Consider the following 16,014-nt stretch of genomic DNA (forward strand, 5'->3'; position numbering starts at 1 on the left):
GTCCGGGCCTTCGTCGTCTCCTGGTTGCAGTTGCCGTGTCCCGCGGTCTTGATCGAGGCCAAGGCACGCGGAGCGCGGCTCAGCGGACGCGCGACCCCAGGGAGTGTGCGGGTCCCCCGACGCTGCCTCCTGCGGAGGCGCAGAAGCGGGAAAGGTTTCCCGAGCGGTACCCCGACCGGGAGGACCGATGGGCTGGTTACGTCGAGCAGGACGGCGCTCTGCGCCCGCTCGTCGACCTGATCCGGGTGGCGGACTCCTGTCACCGACAGGGCGGTGACGCCAAGCTCGTACGAGTCCTTGCCGACGACTTCGGGTGCCAGGTCACCGACGTGTCCTGGTCACACCCGGTCAGCGGCGCTGGCCGACGCCTCGCGCGCAGGGTTTCACCGGGTGGCGTCTGGATCGGCTGAAGCCTCGGCTCAGCCGGTCCGCCTGCTCGGCCGGACCTGGCGTGCCAGCCATTCCGTGATCACTTGGTTCGTTTCCTCGGGCTTCTCCTGCTGGATCCAGTGGCCGCAGTCCAGGCTGACCACTTCCACGTTGGGGACGAACTCGGCCAGGTTCTCGGCCCTCGCGACCAGGTCCCGGTCTCCGTAGATCATGAGGGTGGGCTGGTGGATGATCGGGTCCGCGTCCGCCAGCAAGTACCAGTTGCGGTCGAGGTTCCTGTACCAGTTGATGGTGCCGGTGAACCCGGAAGTCTCGAAGGCGGAGACAAGGACGGCCAGTTCGCCGTCACTCATGACGGGCTCTCCGCATGGTGTTTCCGCCCTGGCGAGATTGATCAGCGCCATGCCCAGCTGGGGCTCCGCGGGGGGCTCGTTCTTCCGGTACAGGTTGCGGAGGAACTGGAAGGCGTTGTCGTCGAAGACGGCGTCCGCGACGCCCGGCTGCCGGTTGAAGTGGACGAAGTAGAAGTCGCCGCCGAGCACAGCTTCCATGGACTCGATCCAGGGCTTCTCTCCGCGCTCCTGGTACGGCAGGCTCAGGTTGATCACCTTGTTCACGCGGTCGGGGTGCAGGAGGGTCAGGCCCCAGACGACGAACGCGCCCCAGTCATGGCCGACGAAGGTGGCGTCTTCGTACCCGTAGTGGTCGAGGAGCGCGACGAGGTCGCCCGACAGGTGTGCGATGTCGTAGTCCGTCACTTCGACCGGGCGGGACGAGCGCCCGTAACCCCGCTGGTTCGGGGCGATGACGTGGTGACCGGCCGCGGCGAGGGCGGGCATCTGGTGACGCCAGGAGAAGGCGTGCTCCGGCCACCCGTGGCAGAGCACAATGGGCCTTCCCGCGTTCTCTCGGCCCATTTCGAAGACTTCGAGTTCCACACCGTTGACCGGGACGAGGGTGGGCTCGGGGAAGTCGGTTGAGGTCATGTCGCCATCCTGCCGCCCGAAACCGGTCACCTCATGACCGGTTTTGTGTGAGAGATTTTCGGCGTGCGGACCGACCGGCTGGTGGCCATCCTCCTGTTGCTGCAACGGCGCGGGCAGGTGACGGCTGCGGAGGTCGCCCAGGAGCTGGAGGTCTCCGAGCGCACCGCCCGCCGCGACCTCGACGCCCTGGCCATGGCCGGGGTGCCCGTGTACTCCACGCAAGGACGAGGCGGGGGCTGGCGTCTGGTGGGCGGCGCCCGCACCGACCTGTCGGGGTTGACCGCAGGTGAGGCCCGCGCCCTGTTCCTGGTCGCCGGCCCGGCCTCGGCCGCGACACCGGCGGTGAAAGCGGCTCTGCGCAAGCTCGTCCACGCCCTACCGGAGCCGTTCCGCGCGCAGGCCGAAGCGGCGGCGGCGTCACTGGTGACGGACCCACGGCAATGGGGGGCGACCCGGGCCGAGCACCGACCGCCCCGCTTCCTCGACGAACTCCAGGACGCGGTGATCCGCGGCGTCCAGGTGCGGCTCGGCTACATCGACGGCAGAGGCACCGGAACGAGGAGAACCGTCCACCCCCTGGGCATCGTCGCCAAAGGCCAGGCCTGGTACCTCGTCGCCCATACCGAGACCGGCCGACGGACCTTCCGGATCGACCGCGTGGCGTCCGCCGACCCGACCGACGATCCGGTGGACCGGCCCGAGGACTTCGACCTCGCCGGGAGCTGGCGCGAGATAGCCGACGAGGTCGAACGCAGGCGAACGCCCCTGGAGGTCCAGGCCCTCTGCACACCCCATGGCATCGGCATACTCCGGATCGGACTCGGCGATCGACTCGAAGTGGGAGGCACCGCGACCGACGGCCGCGTCGAGGTCGTCATCCGCGGCCGCGACGAGTACACCCTCGCCGGCGAGCTCGCCGGGCTCGTCGAATGGCTCGAGGTAACCGGCCCTCCGAACGTGCGAGCCCACCTGGCCTCGATCGGCAATGCGCTCGTCGAACGCTACCGCTGAGCCCGGATCCACCGAGCTGATTCGAGGGCTGATCACTTCTGGGGCTCGGCCGGGCCGATCGGCTGGAGGACGAGGAGTGTCCGCTGGCCTGCCCAGCTCTTCCAGGTCTGCTCCGGTCGGTCCCTGACGGGCGTAGTGGTCGGTGCGCTGATCAGGCCGGTGGAGCGTGGGGCGCCGGGCAGCGTGGTCTCAGTTCTGTTCTCATTCACCACTGTCCGGCCTGGTTCAGACCTGCCCCTGTGGTGTGCTTCGCCGCAGGCCGGGACAAGGGCGGACCCCGATGAACGGTACTGAGGAGAATGGAAAGCGTGTTGGGGGCAACCCCTCACGAGTTCGAATCTCGTATCCTCCGCCTCTGCCAGCCATGGCAGCCCGAAGGCCCCGACCGCCCAGCGGTCGGGGCCTTCGGCGTTCCGTGGCTGCACCTCCAAGTGCGGTGCCAGAAGGACGCCGAGCGGGAGCACGACCTGGCGGCCAGGGATGTCTCCGCCGATCAGGGCCACAGCCTGGATGAACGTGAGCGTCAGCCCTTCCACGAGATGTACCGCGACCTCGGCTTCGACGCCCGCTTCCGCCACACCTACTTCGGCCAGGCCAACAGCCCTGTGGGCGGTCGCCGGTTGGCGCCCGCCCACAGACGGGCCAAGTAGCGAAGGTGGCCACCGACCCCGACAGAGCCGACCACCGCGCACAAGTGAGTACGCCGAGTTCTCGGCGGCATCTCGACTGGAGACCGCGCGATGAAAAGAAAAGAGATCTCCGCCCCCGAACACGGGCTTCCTCTGCACAGGGTTCTCGCAGCTGGGTACCGTAGCGGCATGTAGTCAGTTGAGTACGATCCGCGGGGGTCTGCGGTGGGGGACAGCAGGACGTTCGGCGCATTCATCTCACTCCAGCGGTCGGTGCTGGGGTGGACCCAGCTCCGTCTGGCCGCTGAGGTCGGCCGAAGCGAGGACTGGATGTCCCTGGTCGAGCGGGACATGCAGCAGGTCAAGGACTTGACGCTCCTCCAGCGCTTCGCCGAGGTCCTGGGTGTCGACCTCGCGGAGTTGATCGCGTTGCCGCAACCGGCCGCCGAGCGGGCGCGGTCCCGTCCGCGAAAGCCTGCCTCCGCTACGCTGACGAGCACTTCCGCTGCCGAGGAGGACGATGTGCGACGCCGCCCGTTCCTGACCCTGGCGGCTGCCGCCCTCTTCGCCCCGACTGTCGGTCAGCAGGCAGCGCACGCCGAGGAGAAGGCCTCGCTGGCCGATCTGGAAGACCTTCTCCTGTACGGGGCCGGCCGGATTCCGGCTCGCGGCCGCGAGCCGTCCCAGGAGACGGTCGCCACTTCGCTGGTGACGTCACGCCGAGAGTTCAAATCAGCCCGGTACGACGCCTTGGCCCGTGTCCTGCCCGCCCGAATCGCAGCCGCCGAGATGGTCGGATCGGCGGAGGAACGGGCCCGCAACGTTGCCCAGCTCTATAACATCGCCGTCCGGCTGTGCATCAAAGTCGGCACCAACAACCTGGTGGCCATCACCGCGGACCGCGCGCTGACCGCAGCCAGGCTGGGTGGAGACCCGCTGATCACCGCGGAGGCCCAGCGCATGGTCTCCAGCTCCTGGCGTCGCCAGGGCAGCCTGGCTCGCGCAACCGACATCGTGGTGGTCGCCGCCGAAGACCTCCTCGCCGACGCTTCCGTCTCCGAGACCGCCCGGCTGGCCACCCGCGGGGACCTGTACGCCACCGCCGCCTACACTGCCGCGAAGTCCGGCGACCGCTCCTACTCGCACGCCCTGATCCGGGAGGCCGCCGACAGCGCCGCCGCAGCAAGCCGGTCCTCCGGCCTGCTGGACGGCGTCCAGTGCGTCGCCCTGCACGAGCTGTCGGTGCACTACGAACTCGGCGACGCCGGCCGCGCCATCGAAATGGCCGCCACCATCGACCCCGCCGCGCTGCCGACCGCTGAGCGCCAGGCCCGCTTCTTCACCGACGTGGCCCGCGCCTTCGACCAGTGGGGCAAGCCCGAACAGTGCTACCGGGCCCTGCTCGCCGCCGAGGAGGCCGCTCCGCAAGAGGTCCGCAGGGGCGCCGTGCGCGACCTCGCCACCGACCTGCTGCGGCACGACCGCAAGCTTCCCGGCGTTCGGGACTTCGCCGCACGCGCGGGCGTGCAGATCATCTGACCCGTAGCCGGACTACGGCCCGTAGCCCGGCTACGGATCCGGCATCCCGCCCGGCAGTTCACTGGGGAACGTCCACCCCTCCCCCTGCTGCCGAAGGCCCTCCCATGCCAACGCACAGCACCGCCAAGCCCTCCGACGGACCCCGGCACGCCGCACCGGACCGGAACCGCCTCGACACCTTCCTGGCCGCCTCCTGGACCGCCCTGCACCTGCCCGTGCTCGTGCTGCTCGGCCTCGCGGTCGACCACCAGGCCGAGGCCCGCCCCCAGGTAGCGGCCACCACCCCGGACCTGCCCGTCTCGTAGGCCCAGAGGTCGTCACCACGACCTCCCGCTCGTCTTCCCCTCCCTCGCCCGAGAGGAGAACCGGCCATGCACCGGCTGACCGACGCGCCCCGGATCGACACCGATCTGGAGCACATCGACTACCGCACCACACCCGCGTACTACATCGACACCGAACAGGTCACCGACCCGGTGGTCCTGCACCTGCTGAACTGCTGCCCGACCGTGTTCGGCCTCAAGAAGGCCATGGTCGACCTGCTGGCCGGACACCTCGGCATCGCGCTCCCGGAGCCCGCCGGAACCGTCGAGCCCGGCGCGACGGTCCGGGGCAACGTGGTCGTGGCGGCCGGGGCCGTCATCGCCGAGGGCGCGTTCGTCACCGGTCCCGCCCTGGTCTGCCCCGGAGCAGTCATCGAAGCCGGCGCCCGCGTGCGCGACAACACGGTCATCGGCCCCGACTGCCGGATCGGATTCGGCGCCGAGGTCACCCGCTCGCTGCTAACCGGCGGGGTCTTCATGAAGCACACCAGCTTCGTCGGCGACTCCGTGCTCGGCCTGGGCGTCAACATCGGCGCGTTCGTGTCCACCACCGGCCTGCGGGTGACCTCCGGCCCGGTCACCGAGCCGGCCACCGAGGAGGTGTGCGCCCACCTCGCCGGCCACCGAATCGCAACCGGCCAGACCAAGTTCGGCGCCGTGGTCGGTGACGGCGTGATCGTCCCCGCGGGCACGGTCCTGCAGCCCGCCACCCTGATCGGCGCGCACACCCTGCTCTACCCCAAGACCCAGGTCGGGGGCTTCTTCCCCGCCGGAAGCCAGGGAAGGTAACCATGCCCACCACCGACACCCCCGCGACGACCGACGAGCGCGCCGTGCACATCACCGGCGGCCGGCCCCTGACCGGCACGGCCACCGTGCAGGGCAGCAAGAACATCGCCCTGCACCTGTACGCCGCCGCGATCCTGGCCGACGACCCGCTGACCCTCGTCGGCGCCCCCGAGATCCTCGACACCGGCGTGGTCGCCGACATCCTGCACCGCACCGGCACCCGCACCACCGTGGTCGGCCCCGAGTTCACCACCCGCCCGGCCGACTCCTACTTCCCCGTCGTCCCGGACGACCTCGGCAGGCTCATCCGCACCACCGCCGTGATGGCCGGCGCCCTGCTGGCCCGTGCGGGAAAGGTCACCTTCCCTTTGCCTGGCGGCGACGCATTCTGCGCTCGGTACATCGACCGACACTTGGCCGCGATGGTGGCTGCCGGGGCCGAGGTGGAGGTGGACCGGGGCCGGGTACGGGCCCGCTTCACCGGCAAGCGGCTGCCGTTCGTCACCGACGCCGAGACCCGTGCCTGGGGCCCGAGCCTCGGGGCGACGGTCACCGCGATGCTCCTGGCCGCCCGCATCCCCGGCACCTCGGCGATCCTCAACCCCAGCATCGAACCCGAGGTCACCCACACCGCCGCCCTGCTCTCGCAGGCCGGAGTCGGCATCGAGTGGCGGGGCAGGAACGCCCTGAACATCACCGGCACCGACCGCATCCAGGGCGGGGTGTTCACCGTTCCGCCGGACCGGCTGGAGGCCGCGACGCTGGCCCTGGCCGCCGCCATCACCGGTGGCACCGTCCACCTGGACGGCTTCCCCGCCGCCGCCTTCCCGGACGGCCTGGTGTCGGTGTTCGCCGACGCCGGCATCCGGCTCGACCCGGTGGACGGCGGGACCACCGTCAGCGTCCCGGCCGGACCGCGGGCGGTGCAGACGGCCACCGGCCCGCACCCCGGCTTCCCGACCGACGTGCAACCCCAGCTGACCGCCTTCCTCACCCAGGCCGAGGGCGCCTCCCGGATCGAGGAGCGGATCTACACCCGGCGCGACACCCACCTGCCCGCCCTCGCCGCGTTCGGCGCCACCGTCAACGCGAGCGGCTCGGTGATCACCGTCCGGGGCCGGTCCGCGCTCGCCGCCACCGATGTGGCCGGCGAGGACATCCGGGCGGCGACCGCCCTCGTGATCGCCGCCCTGGCGGCCGAGGGCACCTCTACGATCCGAGGGATGTACCACCTGCGGCGCGGATACGGCAGCCTGCTGCCGAAGTTGGCCGCGCTCGGTGCCGACCTGACGATCAACCAGGAGCAGTCGTGACCCTCACCGTGCCGTGGAGCCCGAACGCACTCGTCGACCTGCGCGGGTGCCTGGACCTGATGACCGCCGACGGCACTGTCCCCGGCGGCGTCATCGCCCACGGCACCTTCGACACCGAGCCCGGATTCCTGACCTCTGGCATCGTCGCCCCCGAGTGCGGCGATGCCCTACCGGGGCCGGACACCGTGTACGACGTGGCGTCGCTGACCAAGGTGCTCGCCACCTGGCCGCTGGTCGGCACCTCCATCAACGAGTCCTTCACCCTGGACACCCCGGTCCGCGAGCTGCTGCCCGACATCCCGGCCGAGGCACCCGGCGGCCGGGTCACGGCCCGCCAGATCCTCTCCCACACCTCCGGCCTGCGCGCCGACACCCGCCTCGACCGGTACCGGGGCCGCACCGAGCCACTGGCCGAACTGATCTGCGGCGAAGACCTGATCGCCGAACCCGGAGCCGGCCACCGCTACATCAACCGCGGCTTCATCCTCCTCGGACTGGCCCTCGCCCATACCCGGGGCCACCGCCTGGACGAGCTGGCAGCCGACCTGTGGCAGAGCCTCGGAATGACCGCCACCGCCTACGGTCCCCTCACCCGCTCCGCGCGGGTCGCACCGACCGAGCAGCGACTGCCGGGCAGCCCCCGCCTCTGGGGCCTGCCGCACGACGACAACGCCGCCCTGCTCGGTGGAGTCGCCGGCCACGCCGGGGTGTTCACCAGCCCGGCCGACCTCGCCGCCTTCGCCACGCACCTACTGGCCGCCCACGCGACTGGCGGACCTCTTGGCCGCTGGCTCGCTGACAGCATGCAGCCGCTCGCCGAGATCGAACCCGGCCTCCAGCGAGGCCTGGCCTGGATCCTCGCCGACGACAGCAGGATCGCCTACCACCACGGCTTCACCGGCACGAGCCTCTACCTGTCCCCGGTGACCGGCCGGTACCTCGCCATCTGCACCAACGCCGTCTACCACCACCAGGACAACCGCACCCGACTGGCCCCGCTGCGAGCCATCGCGCTGAAGGCGATCACCGACGAACCGTAGGAGGCCCCGTGCCCCACCTCATGCTCGCTTCCCTCACCACCCTGCGGCTCGGCGGCCCGGTCGGCGAGCCGCTGTACGTCTCCGACCACGACGACTGGCAGGAGCTGGTGCACACCGTCGGCCGCCGGGAGGAGTACAGCCCCCTCACCCTGGGCCATGGCAGCAACGTCATCGCTTCCGACACCGGGCACCCGGGCACCGTCGCGGTCATGAACACCCGGGGCATCACCGCGAAGCGGCATGACGACAACACTGCCCTGGTAACCGTGCTGGCCAGCCACCCGCTCACCGACCTCACCACCTGGGCCGCCACCGAACACCTGGCCGGGATCGAGTGCCTGGCCGGCATACCCGGCACCGTCGGTGCCGCCCCGGTCCAGAACGCCGGCGCCTACGGCCAGCAGGTCGGCGACACCCTCGACCACCTGACCGCCTGGGACTGGGACATGGACCGACTGCGGACCCTGCCCGCCCAGGCGTGCCGACTCCGCCACCGCAACAGCCGCTTCAAGCACGACCCAGGCCGCTGGACCATCCTCACCGTCACCTTCCGCCTGACCCGTTCCCCGGCCGCACCCATCTCCTACCAGCCGCTCGCCGAGGAACTCGGTGTCCAGCCCGGAACCAGGCCACCAGTCAGCGAGGTCACGCACTGCAGCGCATCGAGGCCGAGGTCAACCTGCTGCTGATGCAACTGCGTCGGCTCGAAGCCAGCGTGGACATCGAGCCGATCTACCGGCTCCCGGTCCTGGATGCCGACGAGCACTCTCCTGAAGAGGCTGCAGCCAAGCTGCGTGCAAGTTGGCTCATCCCCGACGGCCCCGTCCACGACGTAATCCGGACCGTAGAACGGGCCGGGATCGTCGTTGTGAGGCGGGACCTGGAGTCGCCGAAGATTTTCGGCCTCAGCGTCAGGCCACCCAACAGCTTGCCAGTGATCATCCTGAACATCGGCATGCCTCCAGCCCACGAGCGCTTCACCGTGCTGCACGAGCTGGGCCACTTGGTAATGCACCAGCTTCCGAGCGACAACGGCGAACGGGAAGCGGACGCATTCGCGTCCGAGTTCCTCATGCCTGGCCGCCTCATCGGGCCGCACCTGTCCAGCCTCACCATCCAGAGGATGGTCCAGCTGAAACAGCACTGGAAGGTGTCAATGGCGGCTGTACTCCAAGCAGCCAAGCGCCTGGAGCGAATCGACGAAGGCCGCTATAAGAGCCTCCAGGTCCAGCTCTCACAACACAGCTACCGTCGGAACGAACCCGCAGAGCCTGAACGCGAGGAACCGGTCATCCTCGACAGCATCCTGGAATCACCGTGCGGACCACGGCTACTCGGACAGGGAACTCGCGAAGGTCGTGGGTCTACAGGTCCGCGAGTTCAGGTCCGAATACGGCGGCGCGCTCGCTCTGCATGCCATCTGACCCACTGTAGGTGATCGACGAGGGCTCTGCCCAAGCTCAGCAGAGCGCTCGTCGCACCAATAGCTAAATGCGCTGCTTCCGAGGAGTCGCCGTCCAGGACCGCGGGATGTCATCGTTCCAGCCGTCCTCGTCGTTGAAGGTGGCCGCTCGGCACCCACGGCTGCCATCGGAGGTGTGGACCCAACGCTCACGGTCCCTGAAGTCAGTCTGGATGGGCTGCCCACATTTCACGCACTCATCCCGATCGGGCTCGCTCGCCACGATCGCCTCGTTCGCCCGCTCCTGGGTCTCCTTGGCCAGATCCTCAAGGCGGGTAAGCACTTCACGCCCTGAGATCTCCGGACTGGCCTCTACCATGCTGCGCACGGCACGCACCAGCTTGTCGGCCTCAACCGACCTCATGGTCTCCATCATCGCCAGCATGCGTTCGTCCACCGCGCCCACCCCTGTTCGTGCCCCGGACGTTCAAGCAGCAAAGTACAGCAACCGGGCGGCTCAGCGGTGACCGGCAGAGACCCAGCCGTGCCCCTAGACACTGGCCAGCGCTGGTCGGTCCGCCTACCCAGTGCGCCGCCCGTCATGACGATGTGTCGGCGCTACCAGCAGGCGCCGAACTCGTAGTGCTCCACCCCGGCATACACGGTTACCGTGCCGTCGTCGCGCGCTTCGCCCCATGGGCGATTTGGTAGCGCGATGTCGAAAGAGCTCCCACCGCAGCCCTCGCAGCAATCAAAGTGGTCCTGCCAGGCTGTCACATCTACGTCGGTGCGGGGGTTTCGCATCACGTGGATATCGCGACCACTACACTCATCGTTCGGACATGGTCCGCCATGTCCGCAGTCTGCGATGCCGCACGGACAAGGACCTTCGCAATCCGTCGGCTCCCAATCCTGGGCGGCCATCGCGCGTTCTCGGAGTTTCTCATGATCTGAGGTCAGGACTGTTAGGGCTGCCACGACGTCACGCCGGGAATGTCCAGTTGCTGCTTGGACGGCATCGGTGAGCGCTACCACATCCGTCAGGTCAGGATTAATGCCCACAAGCCACACGGTCGGCGGGTCCGAGATATTGTCTCCGTTGCGGTAAAGCCGCGCGAAGAATGAACGAGTGCCTGTGTCGTATCCCCAATCGCTGCCATTGTCCCATCCGGGGAGCGGGAGAGGGAGGCTGAAATCGTCGACGATCCGTTGTCCTGGCTGGACATAAAGCGCCGTCATGCGATGCCAATCGCAATGCGCCAGGTTACCGCAGACGACAGTCGCGCACTCGTCATTCAGGGCCGGATTCCCTCGACAACGCCGCTTGGCCCGGTGATCCCGGCAATACATCTCCGTGGCCGGGATCAGTTGATCGCACTGCCTTTCCCCCATGTCTCCTGGCGCCATGCAGCGCTGCCGATGCGCAGCTACTGGATGACGATTTACTGCAACGCCTTCTGCTCTCTGCTGCTCGATCTCGCGGTGAATACGGGCAACAGTCTCGTTGCGAGCCATTCCCTCCTGCCTGTAGACCGTTCCTCGCGTCGTCAGCAGGTCCGTGAAGGCAGTTGGCGTAAGTTGCGGCTCAAGCATCAGCCGCAGATCCTCATCGCCAAGCACATGCTTCACCGATTCACCCGACCTCTGGACAGTACGAAGACGCTGGCTGGTGACTAGTTCAAGCCAGAGGTCCAGCATCAGCTCGCAATCGTCAGAAACAGGCTGGAAAAACCAGTCCTTCTCCGCATCATTGACTGTCCGGATACCACAATGAGCCTCAGTTCGGGACTCTTTCTTCGCCCGATCGCGCAGTCTCTGGGCCCGAGCCAATTCGGTGAGACCAAGATTGGCCGCACGGGGAAATCCGCCGGTAACTACATGCCTAGCGGCGTACAGCGTGTCAACCGTCTTTGCAACCAGCTGGCCGACGTCGACCCGGTCGGAATAGGTGCGCAGGCATCGATAGTCTCCGTCGAAGAGGTTATGCCCGATGATCAGGTCTACTTCATCAGCCGCGACATTGAGACCTGACAAGTTCCAGTCTCGAAACGTGTAAAATGCAACCTGCCGCCAGATCTCCCGCCCCGGCATGTCAGCAGCTTCCTGCCGCTCCACTACCAAAAATCCTACGACATCGATGTCCCAGCGTTCGGGAAGTTTCTGACCCGCCACCCGCGCATAGTCCACGTCAAGTACACCAACCTTGCGAGGCCCTCCTGGAGGCAGCTGCTTTACCGGGGGCGTGCTATAGCCGGGCGCGAAACCTCCGTAGCGGTTAACGTCCACGATGCTCGGGTCCGGCGCCACGATGGGAGTCCAAGTCTCAATGACTTCCGCGCTCGCGTACTCGGAGTCCTCCTTTCCGTGCGTGCACACCGAATGTGCCACGCAATAGGCAAATCCTCTTCGACGCAGATCCAAACCCCCCGGATCGCCGGATAGTTGACTCTCAGAGAACACCCAGATGTAGATCGGAACTGCCTGGTCAGATCGAAGGTACCAACCTGCTTGGAGCGGCGCACGGGGAGAATCGACCTGCGGAGAGAAATCAGAGGAATACCCGTCGGGAGCTTGCGCCGTGAACTTCAGAATCGGCTGACCGGCTTCCAACGCAGCGTCGAGCAGCGCTTGGAAGCCCCAACCGCGCGAGGGCACACGCGGGCCCCCGAGCGTGATCGCCGAGGGCCGCTGCTCGTACGGGGGAACCGCGCCTGTGCGCCGAGCGCGCGATTGAGGCGTCTTCTTCCGCTTCTTCGGCATACAGCGGACGCTAGCTGACCGCTCTGACAGCGTGGGGCGCATGGCCGAAGAGTCGCGTGGCCCTGCCTCGTTGGCTCTCTCGCCGAACCCGTTCCGAGCACAGTGAGTTGGAAACAAGACAGGCAGTCCGGACGGTTCACGCCCGCAGGCTGAGGGCAGGCTCTGCCACGGTCCACTCGGGAGGAGAGTGCGTGAACAGGGACCCAGATCTCATCCGTCACGAGGACGGCATTGTCTGGACTGAGAGCATCGGCAACTTCGACTACGTGCGCGAATATCTGGAGGTGGCGGCTGGCACCCGTCGCGGCCCTGTCCGTTGGAACGGGCATGGCCGGCGGGTGGGGTACTCGGTGCTCAAGCCGGACGCGCCGGCAGGCGAAGCGCCTTTTCGGTTCGCCCGTCGCATCTTCTGGATCAAGGAGCATGACCGCTCAGAGCAGCCGGATGGCGTGTACAAGGACTGCGCCCCATCCGAAGGCGTAGATCCCCGCACCGTCGCCGCCGGAGTGTGGGGTGAACTCACCGAGCGCGCTTGGGGAGGACCGCTGCCAACCGCCAGCACGCGATCGGCCGCCACCTCCAAGTCCGAGCCTCAACAGAACTTGATCAAGATCGGCGAGTCACTGACAAGCGGCACTGCGTTCATCGGGGTGGCACCCACCAAACGAGGTCTCGTCGACATCTACATCGACTGCGCAAGCGGGAGCCAGCTCGGCGACGGCAGCCATGTGATCTCGGAGCTGCTCCCGCCCGACCAGGCGCGCGAGCTCCTCACCACGATCATCAGAACGACCCCCTGGCTCCAGGAAGCCCTTGCACTCTCAGTGGTGGACGGGTGGCTCGCGGGCGACTTTCCGAAGTAGGTCCCTCGGCCGCCATGGGCTGCCCCAGCCGGTCGCCTGGTCTCAGTTTTGGTCTCATTCACCCCTGTCCGGCCGGGTTCACCCACCGTCCAGCGGTTCGTTCCACCGCAGGTCAGGACGGGCCTATACCCCGGCGGACCCCGTTCGGGAGAATTGGAAAGCGTGTTGGGGGCAACCCCTCACGAGTTCGAATCTCGTATCCTCCGCCTCTGCCAGCCATGGCAGCACGAAGGCCCCGACCGCCCAGCGGTCGGGGCCTTCGGCGTCTCGCTTCTGCGCCCGGTCGACCCATGGGGTCCCGGCCCGGCACACCGGGCTGGAGGAGGTCCCTCCTCTCCGGGTCTGCCGCCGGGCCGTTTCAGCCGCCGCCCCCGTCGCCGGGCGAAGCCCCGGTGATGGCCTGCATCTCCCGCCCGGTGATCTCCTGCAGCGGCAGGCCGTCGCAGTTGCCGAGGACTACGCCGACCCAGCCGGTGTACGGGTAGATGTTCCAGTTGGCACTGACACCGGGGTTGCCACCGCCGCGACCGAACACCCACTGGCCGCCGACGATACGGACCGGCATGTCGTAGGCCCCGAACGAGGAACCGCTGTGGGGGATCTTGGCCCCGGTGAGCAACTCGGCCCAGGGCCGGTGCAGCACCGTGCCGTCGCCCAGCGCTCGCGCGAACCGGACCAGGTCCGGCGCGGTGGCGAAGCCGCCGTCCCCGGGGCTGTCGATGAAGCTGCGGCCCGGGTTCCTGCCGAGTACGTCCGGGTACGGGCTGCCCTTGTCCAGTTGGCGGACCGCGTCCACCTGGCTGCCGTCGGCCAGCGTCATGTACGGGTGCGCGACGTGCTCGTCGGTGAGCCATTTCGGCCGGGTGTGGAACGCCGAGCCGGTCATGCCGCAGCGCCCGAAGATGTTCTCCTGCGCGTAGTCCCAGTACGTCTTGCCGCTCACGGCCTCCACGATCAGCGCGGGGATGCCGACATCGGCGCCGGAGTGGCTGGTGCGAGTGCCGGGGGCGGCCACCAGCTCGGACTGCCGGACCCACTGCTCGTAGTACTCGTGCACCTCCTCCCGGCTCTGGAAGATGCGTTGCACGTCCTCATCCGGGGTCTTCAACCCGGAGGTGCCGGAGAGCAGGTGGTGGATGGTCACCTGCTCCGCGATGTCCTCGGCGTAGCCCTTCAGGTGGGTGCCCACCGTGTCCGACAGGCTCAGCGCGCCCTGCTGCGCCAGCTGCAGGACGGCCACCGCGCCGAACGGCTTGCCCGCCGAGCCGAGGCTGAACGCGGTGCCTTCGTGGTTGCGGATCCCCTTCTCCCTGTCGGCCATGCCGTAGCTGCGGGACAGCACCGTCCGGCCCCGGTGCGACAACAGCACCACGCCGGAGAACCTCCCCTCGGCGGCCAGCTTCGCCACGTACTGGTCGTAGGCTCCGCCAGGACGGGTGGCCGGTGGGAGCTCGGAGCCGGCTGAGTCCGGGTCGGCGCGGCCGGGTCGGGCGCCCACCAGCGGCGCGCCGGCAGCCACCACGCCGGCGGCCGCCAACCCGCCCCACCCGAGCAGTCGCCGCCGATCGACACCACGTACGGAATCCGGGTCCATGATCACGGTCCTTTCCTGATCGAGAAATCGACCGGTGCGGGTCTACCGGCAACCGCTGTCGGCAACCGATCACCCGCCCTTGTGGTCCTCGTGCCTCCACTGAAGACGGAGGGCCGTTGCGGTGGCGTAGGCGATTCTCGATACGCCTGCGATACGCCGAATCACCGACGTCCCGGGGCCTGCGGGACGGGTTCGCCGTCACGCCCGCCCGCCTGCCCCCGCCGTGAACGCCCAGGAACCGCGGCGGCGGCACGCGCAACCACCGGGAGGTCTAGTGGCTGCTCGGGGACGGTGCCTGCGGCGTGCCGGGGAGACGAATCGTGACGAGGAGACCGCCGGTGGGGCGGGGCGCGAGGTCGATGGTCCCGTCGTGCGCTCGGACGATGCTGTGCACGATGGCCAGTCCGAGGCCGACCCCGGCATGTTCGTCGGTGCGTGTGCGTTCCGTTCCGCGTCGGAAGGGTTCGGTGAGGGTCGGTAGCAGTTCCCACGGGAGTGGAGGGCCGGTGTTCTCCACCCGCAGCACGCTCGCGTCGCGCTGCGATTCGATGTGGACCGTTACGGTGCCGCCGGAGGGGACGTTGTGGACGATCGCGTTCTGGACGAGGTTGGTCACCATCCGCAGAATGAGCGCCGCGGAGCCGAGGGTCTGCGCCTTCTCTCCGGTGACGTCGAGCGTGATCCGGCGCCTTTCGGCGAGGGGCAGCAGCGTTTCGGTGGCTTCCTCGGCGATGAGGGACAGGTCGACGGGCTCGCGGGTGAAGCTCTTGCGGTCGGCTCGGCTGAGCAGCAGGAGGGCCTCGGTGAGGTCGATCGCCCGCGTGTTGACGGTGTGGAGGCGGTCGATGAGTTCGCCCTGGTCCCGCGTGGGGTCGTTGCGGGCGAGGTCGAGGAGTGTCTTCGAGATCGCCAGCGGGGTGCGCAGTTCGTGGGAGGCGTTCGCGGCGAATCGCTGCTGTTCGGTGACGTGGGATTCGAGTTGTTCGAGCATGAGGTCGAACACGTCGGCGAGTTCACGGAATTCGTCCTGGCGACCTCGCATGCGGACCCGATGGGACAGTGATCCGTTCGCGGCCGTCCGTGCCGCGTCCGCGATCCGTGTGAGTGGTGCGAGCATCCGGCCGGCGAGGATCCATCCTCCCAGGAGGCCGAACGCCAGCAGGAAGGCCAGTGCCACGGCCGCGGCGGGGGCGAACACACGCACGAGGAGGTAGCGGTTGGGTGCGACCCCGAGAAGGCCCTGGGGGCTGTCGGGTACGTGGCGCAGCAGGAACACCCACACCACGGCCAGCAGGAGAGTGCCGGCGATGAGGAGGAATCCGGCGTAGCTGATGGTGAGTTTCAGGCGGGCGCTGAGCCCTGGGCGCCTATTCAC

Annotated in this window: 15 protein-coding genes; 10 read left to right on the forward strand and 5 right to left on the reverse strand. The window is 68.3% G+C overall.

Annotated elements, in window-relative coordinates; genetic code table 11:
- Positions 1 to 419: 419 nt before the first annotated feature.
- Complete coding sequence (locus tag OG550_RS17685; protein ID WP_327678680.1) at positions 420 to 1,376, reverse strand: alpha/beta fold hydrolase; 957 nt, start codon at positions 1,374 to 1,376, stop codon at positions 420 to 422.
- A 63-nt stretch (positions 1,377 to 1,439) separates the two neighbouring features.
- On the opposite strand from OG550_RS17685, the gene OG550_RS17690 reads away from it, so the two are divergent.
- The 9 genes from OG550_RS17690 to OG550_RS17730 all read left to right on the forward strand — a co-directional run bounded on the left by OG550_RS17690 (position 1,440) and on the right by OG550_RS17730 (position 9,458).
- Positions 1,440 to 2,387 (forward strand): helix-turn-helix transcriptional regulator, encoded by a 948-nt coding sequence (locus tag OG550_RS17690; protein WP_327678682.1) that lies wholly within the window; start codon positions 1,440 to 1,442, stop codon positions 2,385 to 2,387.
- Positions 2,388 to 2,818: 431 nt separating this feature from the next.
- Positions 2,819 to 3,037 (forward strand): hypothetical protein, encoded by a 219-nt coding sequence (locus OG550_RS17695; RefSeq protein WP_327678684.1) that lies wholly within the window; start codon positions 2,819 to 2,821, stop codon positions 3,035 to 3,037.
- A gap of 309 nt (positions 3,038 to 3,346) precedes the next feature.
- Positions 3,347 to 4,555, forward strand: coding sequence for an XRE family transcriptional regulator (locus OG550_RS17700; protein ID WP_327678686.1), 1,209 nt, complete (start codon positions 3,347 to 3,349; stop codon positions 4,553 to 4,555).
- A gap of 104 nt (positions 4,556 to 4,659) precedes the next feature.
- A complete protein-coding gene (locus OG550_RS17705) occupies positions 4,660 to 4,860 on the forward strand; it encodes a hypothetical protein (protein ID WP_327678688.1) in 201 nt (66 codons plus the stop codon).
- A 66-nt stretch (positions 4,861 to 4,926) separates the two neighbouring features.
- Positions 4,927 to 5,667 carry a hypothetical protein gene (locus OG550_RS17710; RefSeq protein WP_327678690.1) on the forward strand — a complete coding sequence of 247 codons (741 nt, stop codon included), beginning with the start codon at positions 4,927 to 4,929 and terminating at the stop codon, positions 5,665 to 5,667.
- 2 nt (positions 5,668 to 5,669) lie between these two features.
- Positions 5,670 to 6,980 carry a UDP-N-acetylglucosamine 1-carboxyvinyltransferase gene (locus tag OG550_RS17715; RefSeq protein ID WP_327678692.1) on the forward strand — a complete coding sequence of 437 codons (1,311 nt, stop codon included), beginning with the start codon at positions 5,670 to 5,672 and terminating at the stop codon, positions 6,978 to 6,980.
- Positions 6,977 to 8,020: a serine hydrolase domain-containing protein gene (locus tag OG550_RS17720; protein WP_327678693.1), complete on the forward strand. Its 1,044-nt coding sequence runs from the start codon at positions 6,977 to 6,979 to the stop codon at positions 8,018 to 8,020. The genes OG550_RS17715 and OG550_RS17720 overlap by 4 nt, the downstream gene beginning before the upstream one ends.
- 8 nt (positions 8,021 to 8,028) lie before the next feature.
- Positions 8,029 to 8,709 (forward strand): FAD-binding protein, encoded by a 681-nt coding sequence (locus OG550_RS17725; RefSeq protein WP_327678694.1) that lies wholly within the window; start codon positions 8,029 to 8,031, stop codon positions 8,707 to 8,709.
- Positions 8,709 to 9,458, forward strand: coding sequence for an ImmA/IrrE family metallo-endopeptidase (locus OG550_RS17730; protein WP_327678696.1), 750 nt, complete (start codon positions 8,709 to 8,711; stop codon positions 9,456 to 9,458). The genes OG550_RS17725 and OG550_RS17730 overlap by 1 nt, the downstream gene beginning before the upstream one ends.
- Positions 9,459 to 9,507: 49 nt before the next feature.
- Here the strand turns inward: OG550_RS17730 and OG550_RS17735 are convergent, their stop codons facing one another.
- Positions 9,508 to 9,879: a hypothetical protein gene (locus OG550_RS17735; protein ID WP_327678698.1), complete on the reverse strand. Its 372-nt coding sequence runs from the start codon at positions 9,877 to 9,879 to the stop codon at positions 9,508 to 9,510.
- A gap of 161 nt (positions 9,880 to 10,040) precedes the next feature.
- Positions 10,041 to 12,182, reverse strand: coding sequence for a hypothetical protein (locus tag OG550_RS17740; RefSeq protein ID WP_327678700.1), 2,142 nt, complete (start codon positions 12,180 to 12,182; stop codon positions 10,041 to 10,043).
- A gap of 191 nt (positions 12,183 to 12,373) precedes the next feature.
- Between OG550_RS17740 and OG550_RS17745 the strand changes: the two genes are divergently transcribed.
- Positions 12,374 to 13,045 (forward strand): DUF6009 family protein, encoded by a 672-nt coding sequence (locus OG550_RS17745; RefSeq protein ID WP_327678702.1) that lies wholly within the window; start codon positions 12,374 to 12,376, stop codon positions 13,043 to 13,045.
- 358 nt (positions 13,046 to 13,403) lie between these two features.
- On the opposite strand, the gene OG550_RS17750 is transcribed toward OG550_RS17745, so the two are convergent.
- Together OG550_RS17750 and OG550_RS17755 are read right to left on the reverse strand one after the other, a co-directional pair.
- Positions 13,404 to 14,639, reverse strand: coding sequence for a serine hydrolase domain-containing protein (locus OG550_RS17750; protein ID WP_327678704.1), 1,236 nt, complete (start codon positions 14,637 to 14,639; stop codon positions 13,404 to 13,406).
- A 271-nt stretch (positions 14,640 to 14,910) separates the two neighbouring features.
- Positions 14,911 to 16,014: a sensor histidine kinase gene (locus OG550_RS17755; protein ID WP_327678706.1), complete on the reverse strand. Its 1,104-nt coding sequence runs from the start codon at positions 16,012 to 16,014 to the stop codon at positions 14,911 to 14,913.

The organism is Kitasatospora sp. NBC_00458, assembly GCF_036013975.1.
In the GTDB taxonomy this organism is placed as follows: domain Bacteria; phylum Actinomycetota; class Actinomycetes; order Streptomycetales; family Streptomycetaceae; genus Kitasatospora.

Coding starts and splice junctions, on each gene's coding strand:
- OG550_RS17685 (WP_327678680.1), bottom strand. CDS start 1,376: ATGACCTCAACCGACTTCCCCGAGCCCACCCTCGTCCCGGTCAACGGT.
- OG550_RS17700 (WP_327678686.1), top strand. CDS start 3,347: ATGTCCCTGGTCGAGCGGGACATGCAGCAGGTCAAGGACTTGACGCTC.
- OG550_RS17705 (WP_327678688.1), top strand. CDS start 4,660: ATGCCAACGCACAGCACCGCCAAGCCCTCCGACGGACCCCGGCACGCC.
- OG550_RS17710 (WP_327678690.1), top strand. CDS start 4,927: ATGCACCGGCTGACCGACGCGCCCCGGATCGACACCGATCTGGAGCAC.
- OG550_RS17715 (WP_327678692.1), top strand. CDS start 5,670: ATGCCCACCACCGACACCCCCGCGACGACCGACGAGCGCGCCGTGCAC.
- OG550_RS17730 (WP_327678696.1), top strand. CDS start 8,709: ATGCAACTGCGTCGGCTCGAAGCCAGCGTGGACATCGAGCCGATCTAC.
- OG550_RS17740 (WP_327678700.1), bottom strand. CDS start 12,182: ATGCCGAAGAAGCGGAAGAAGACGCCTCAATCGCGCGCTCGGCGCACA.
- OG550_RS17750 (WP_327678704.1), bottom strand. CDS start 14,639: ATGGACCCGGATTCCGTACGTGGTGTCGATCGGCGGCGACTGCTCGGG.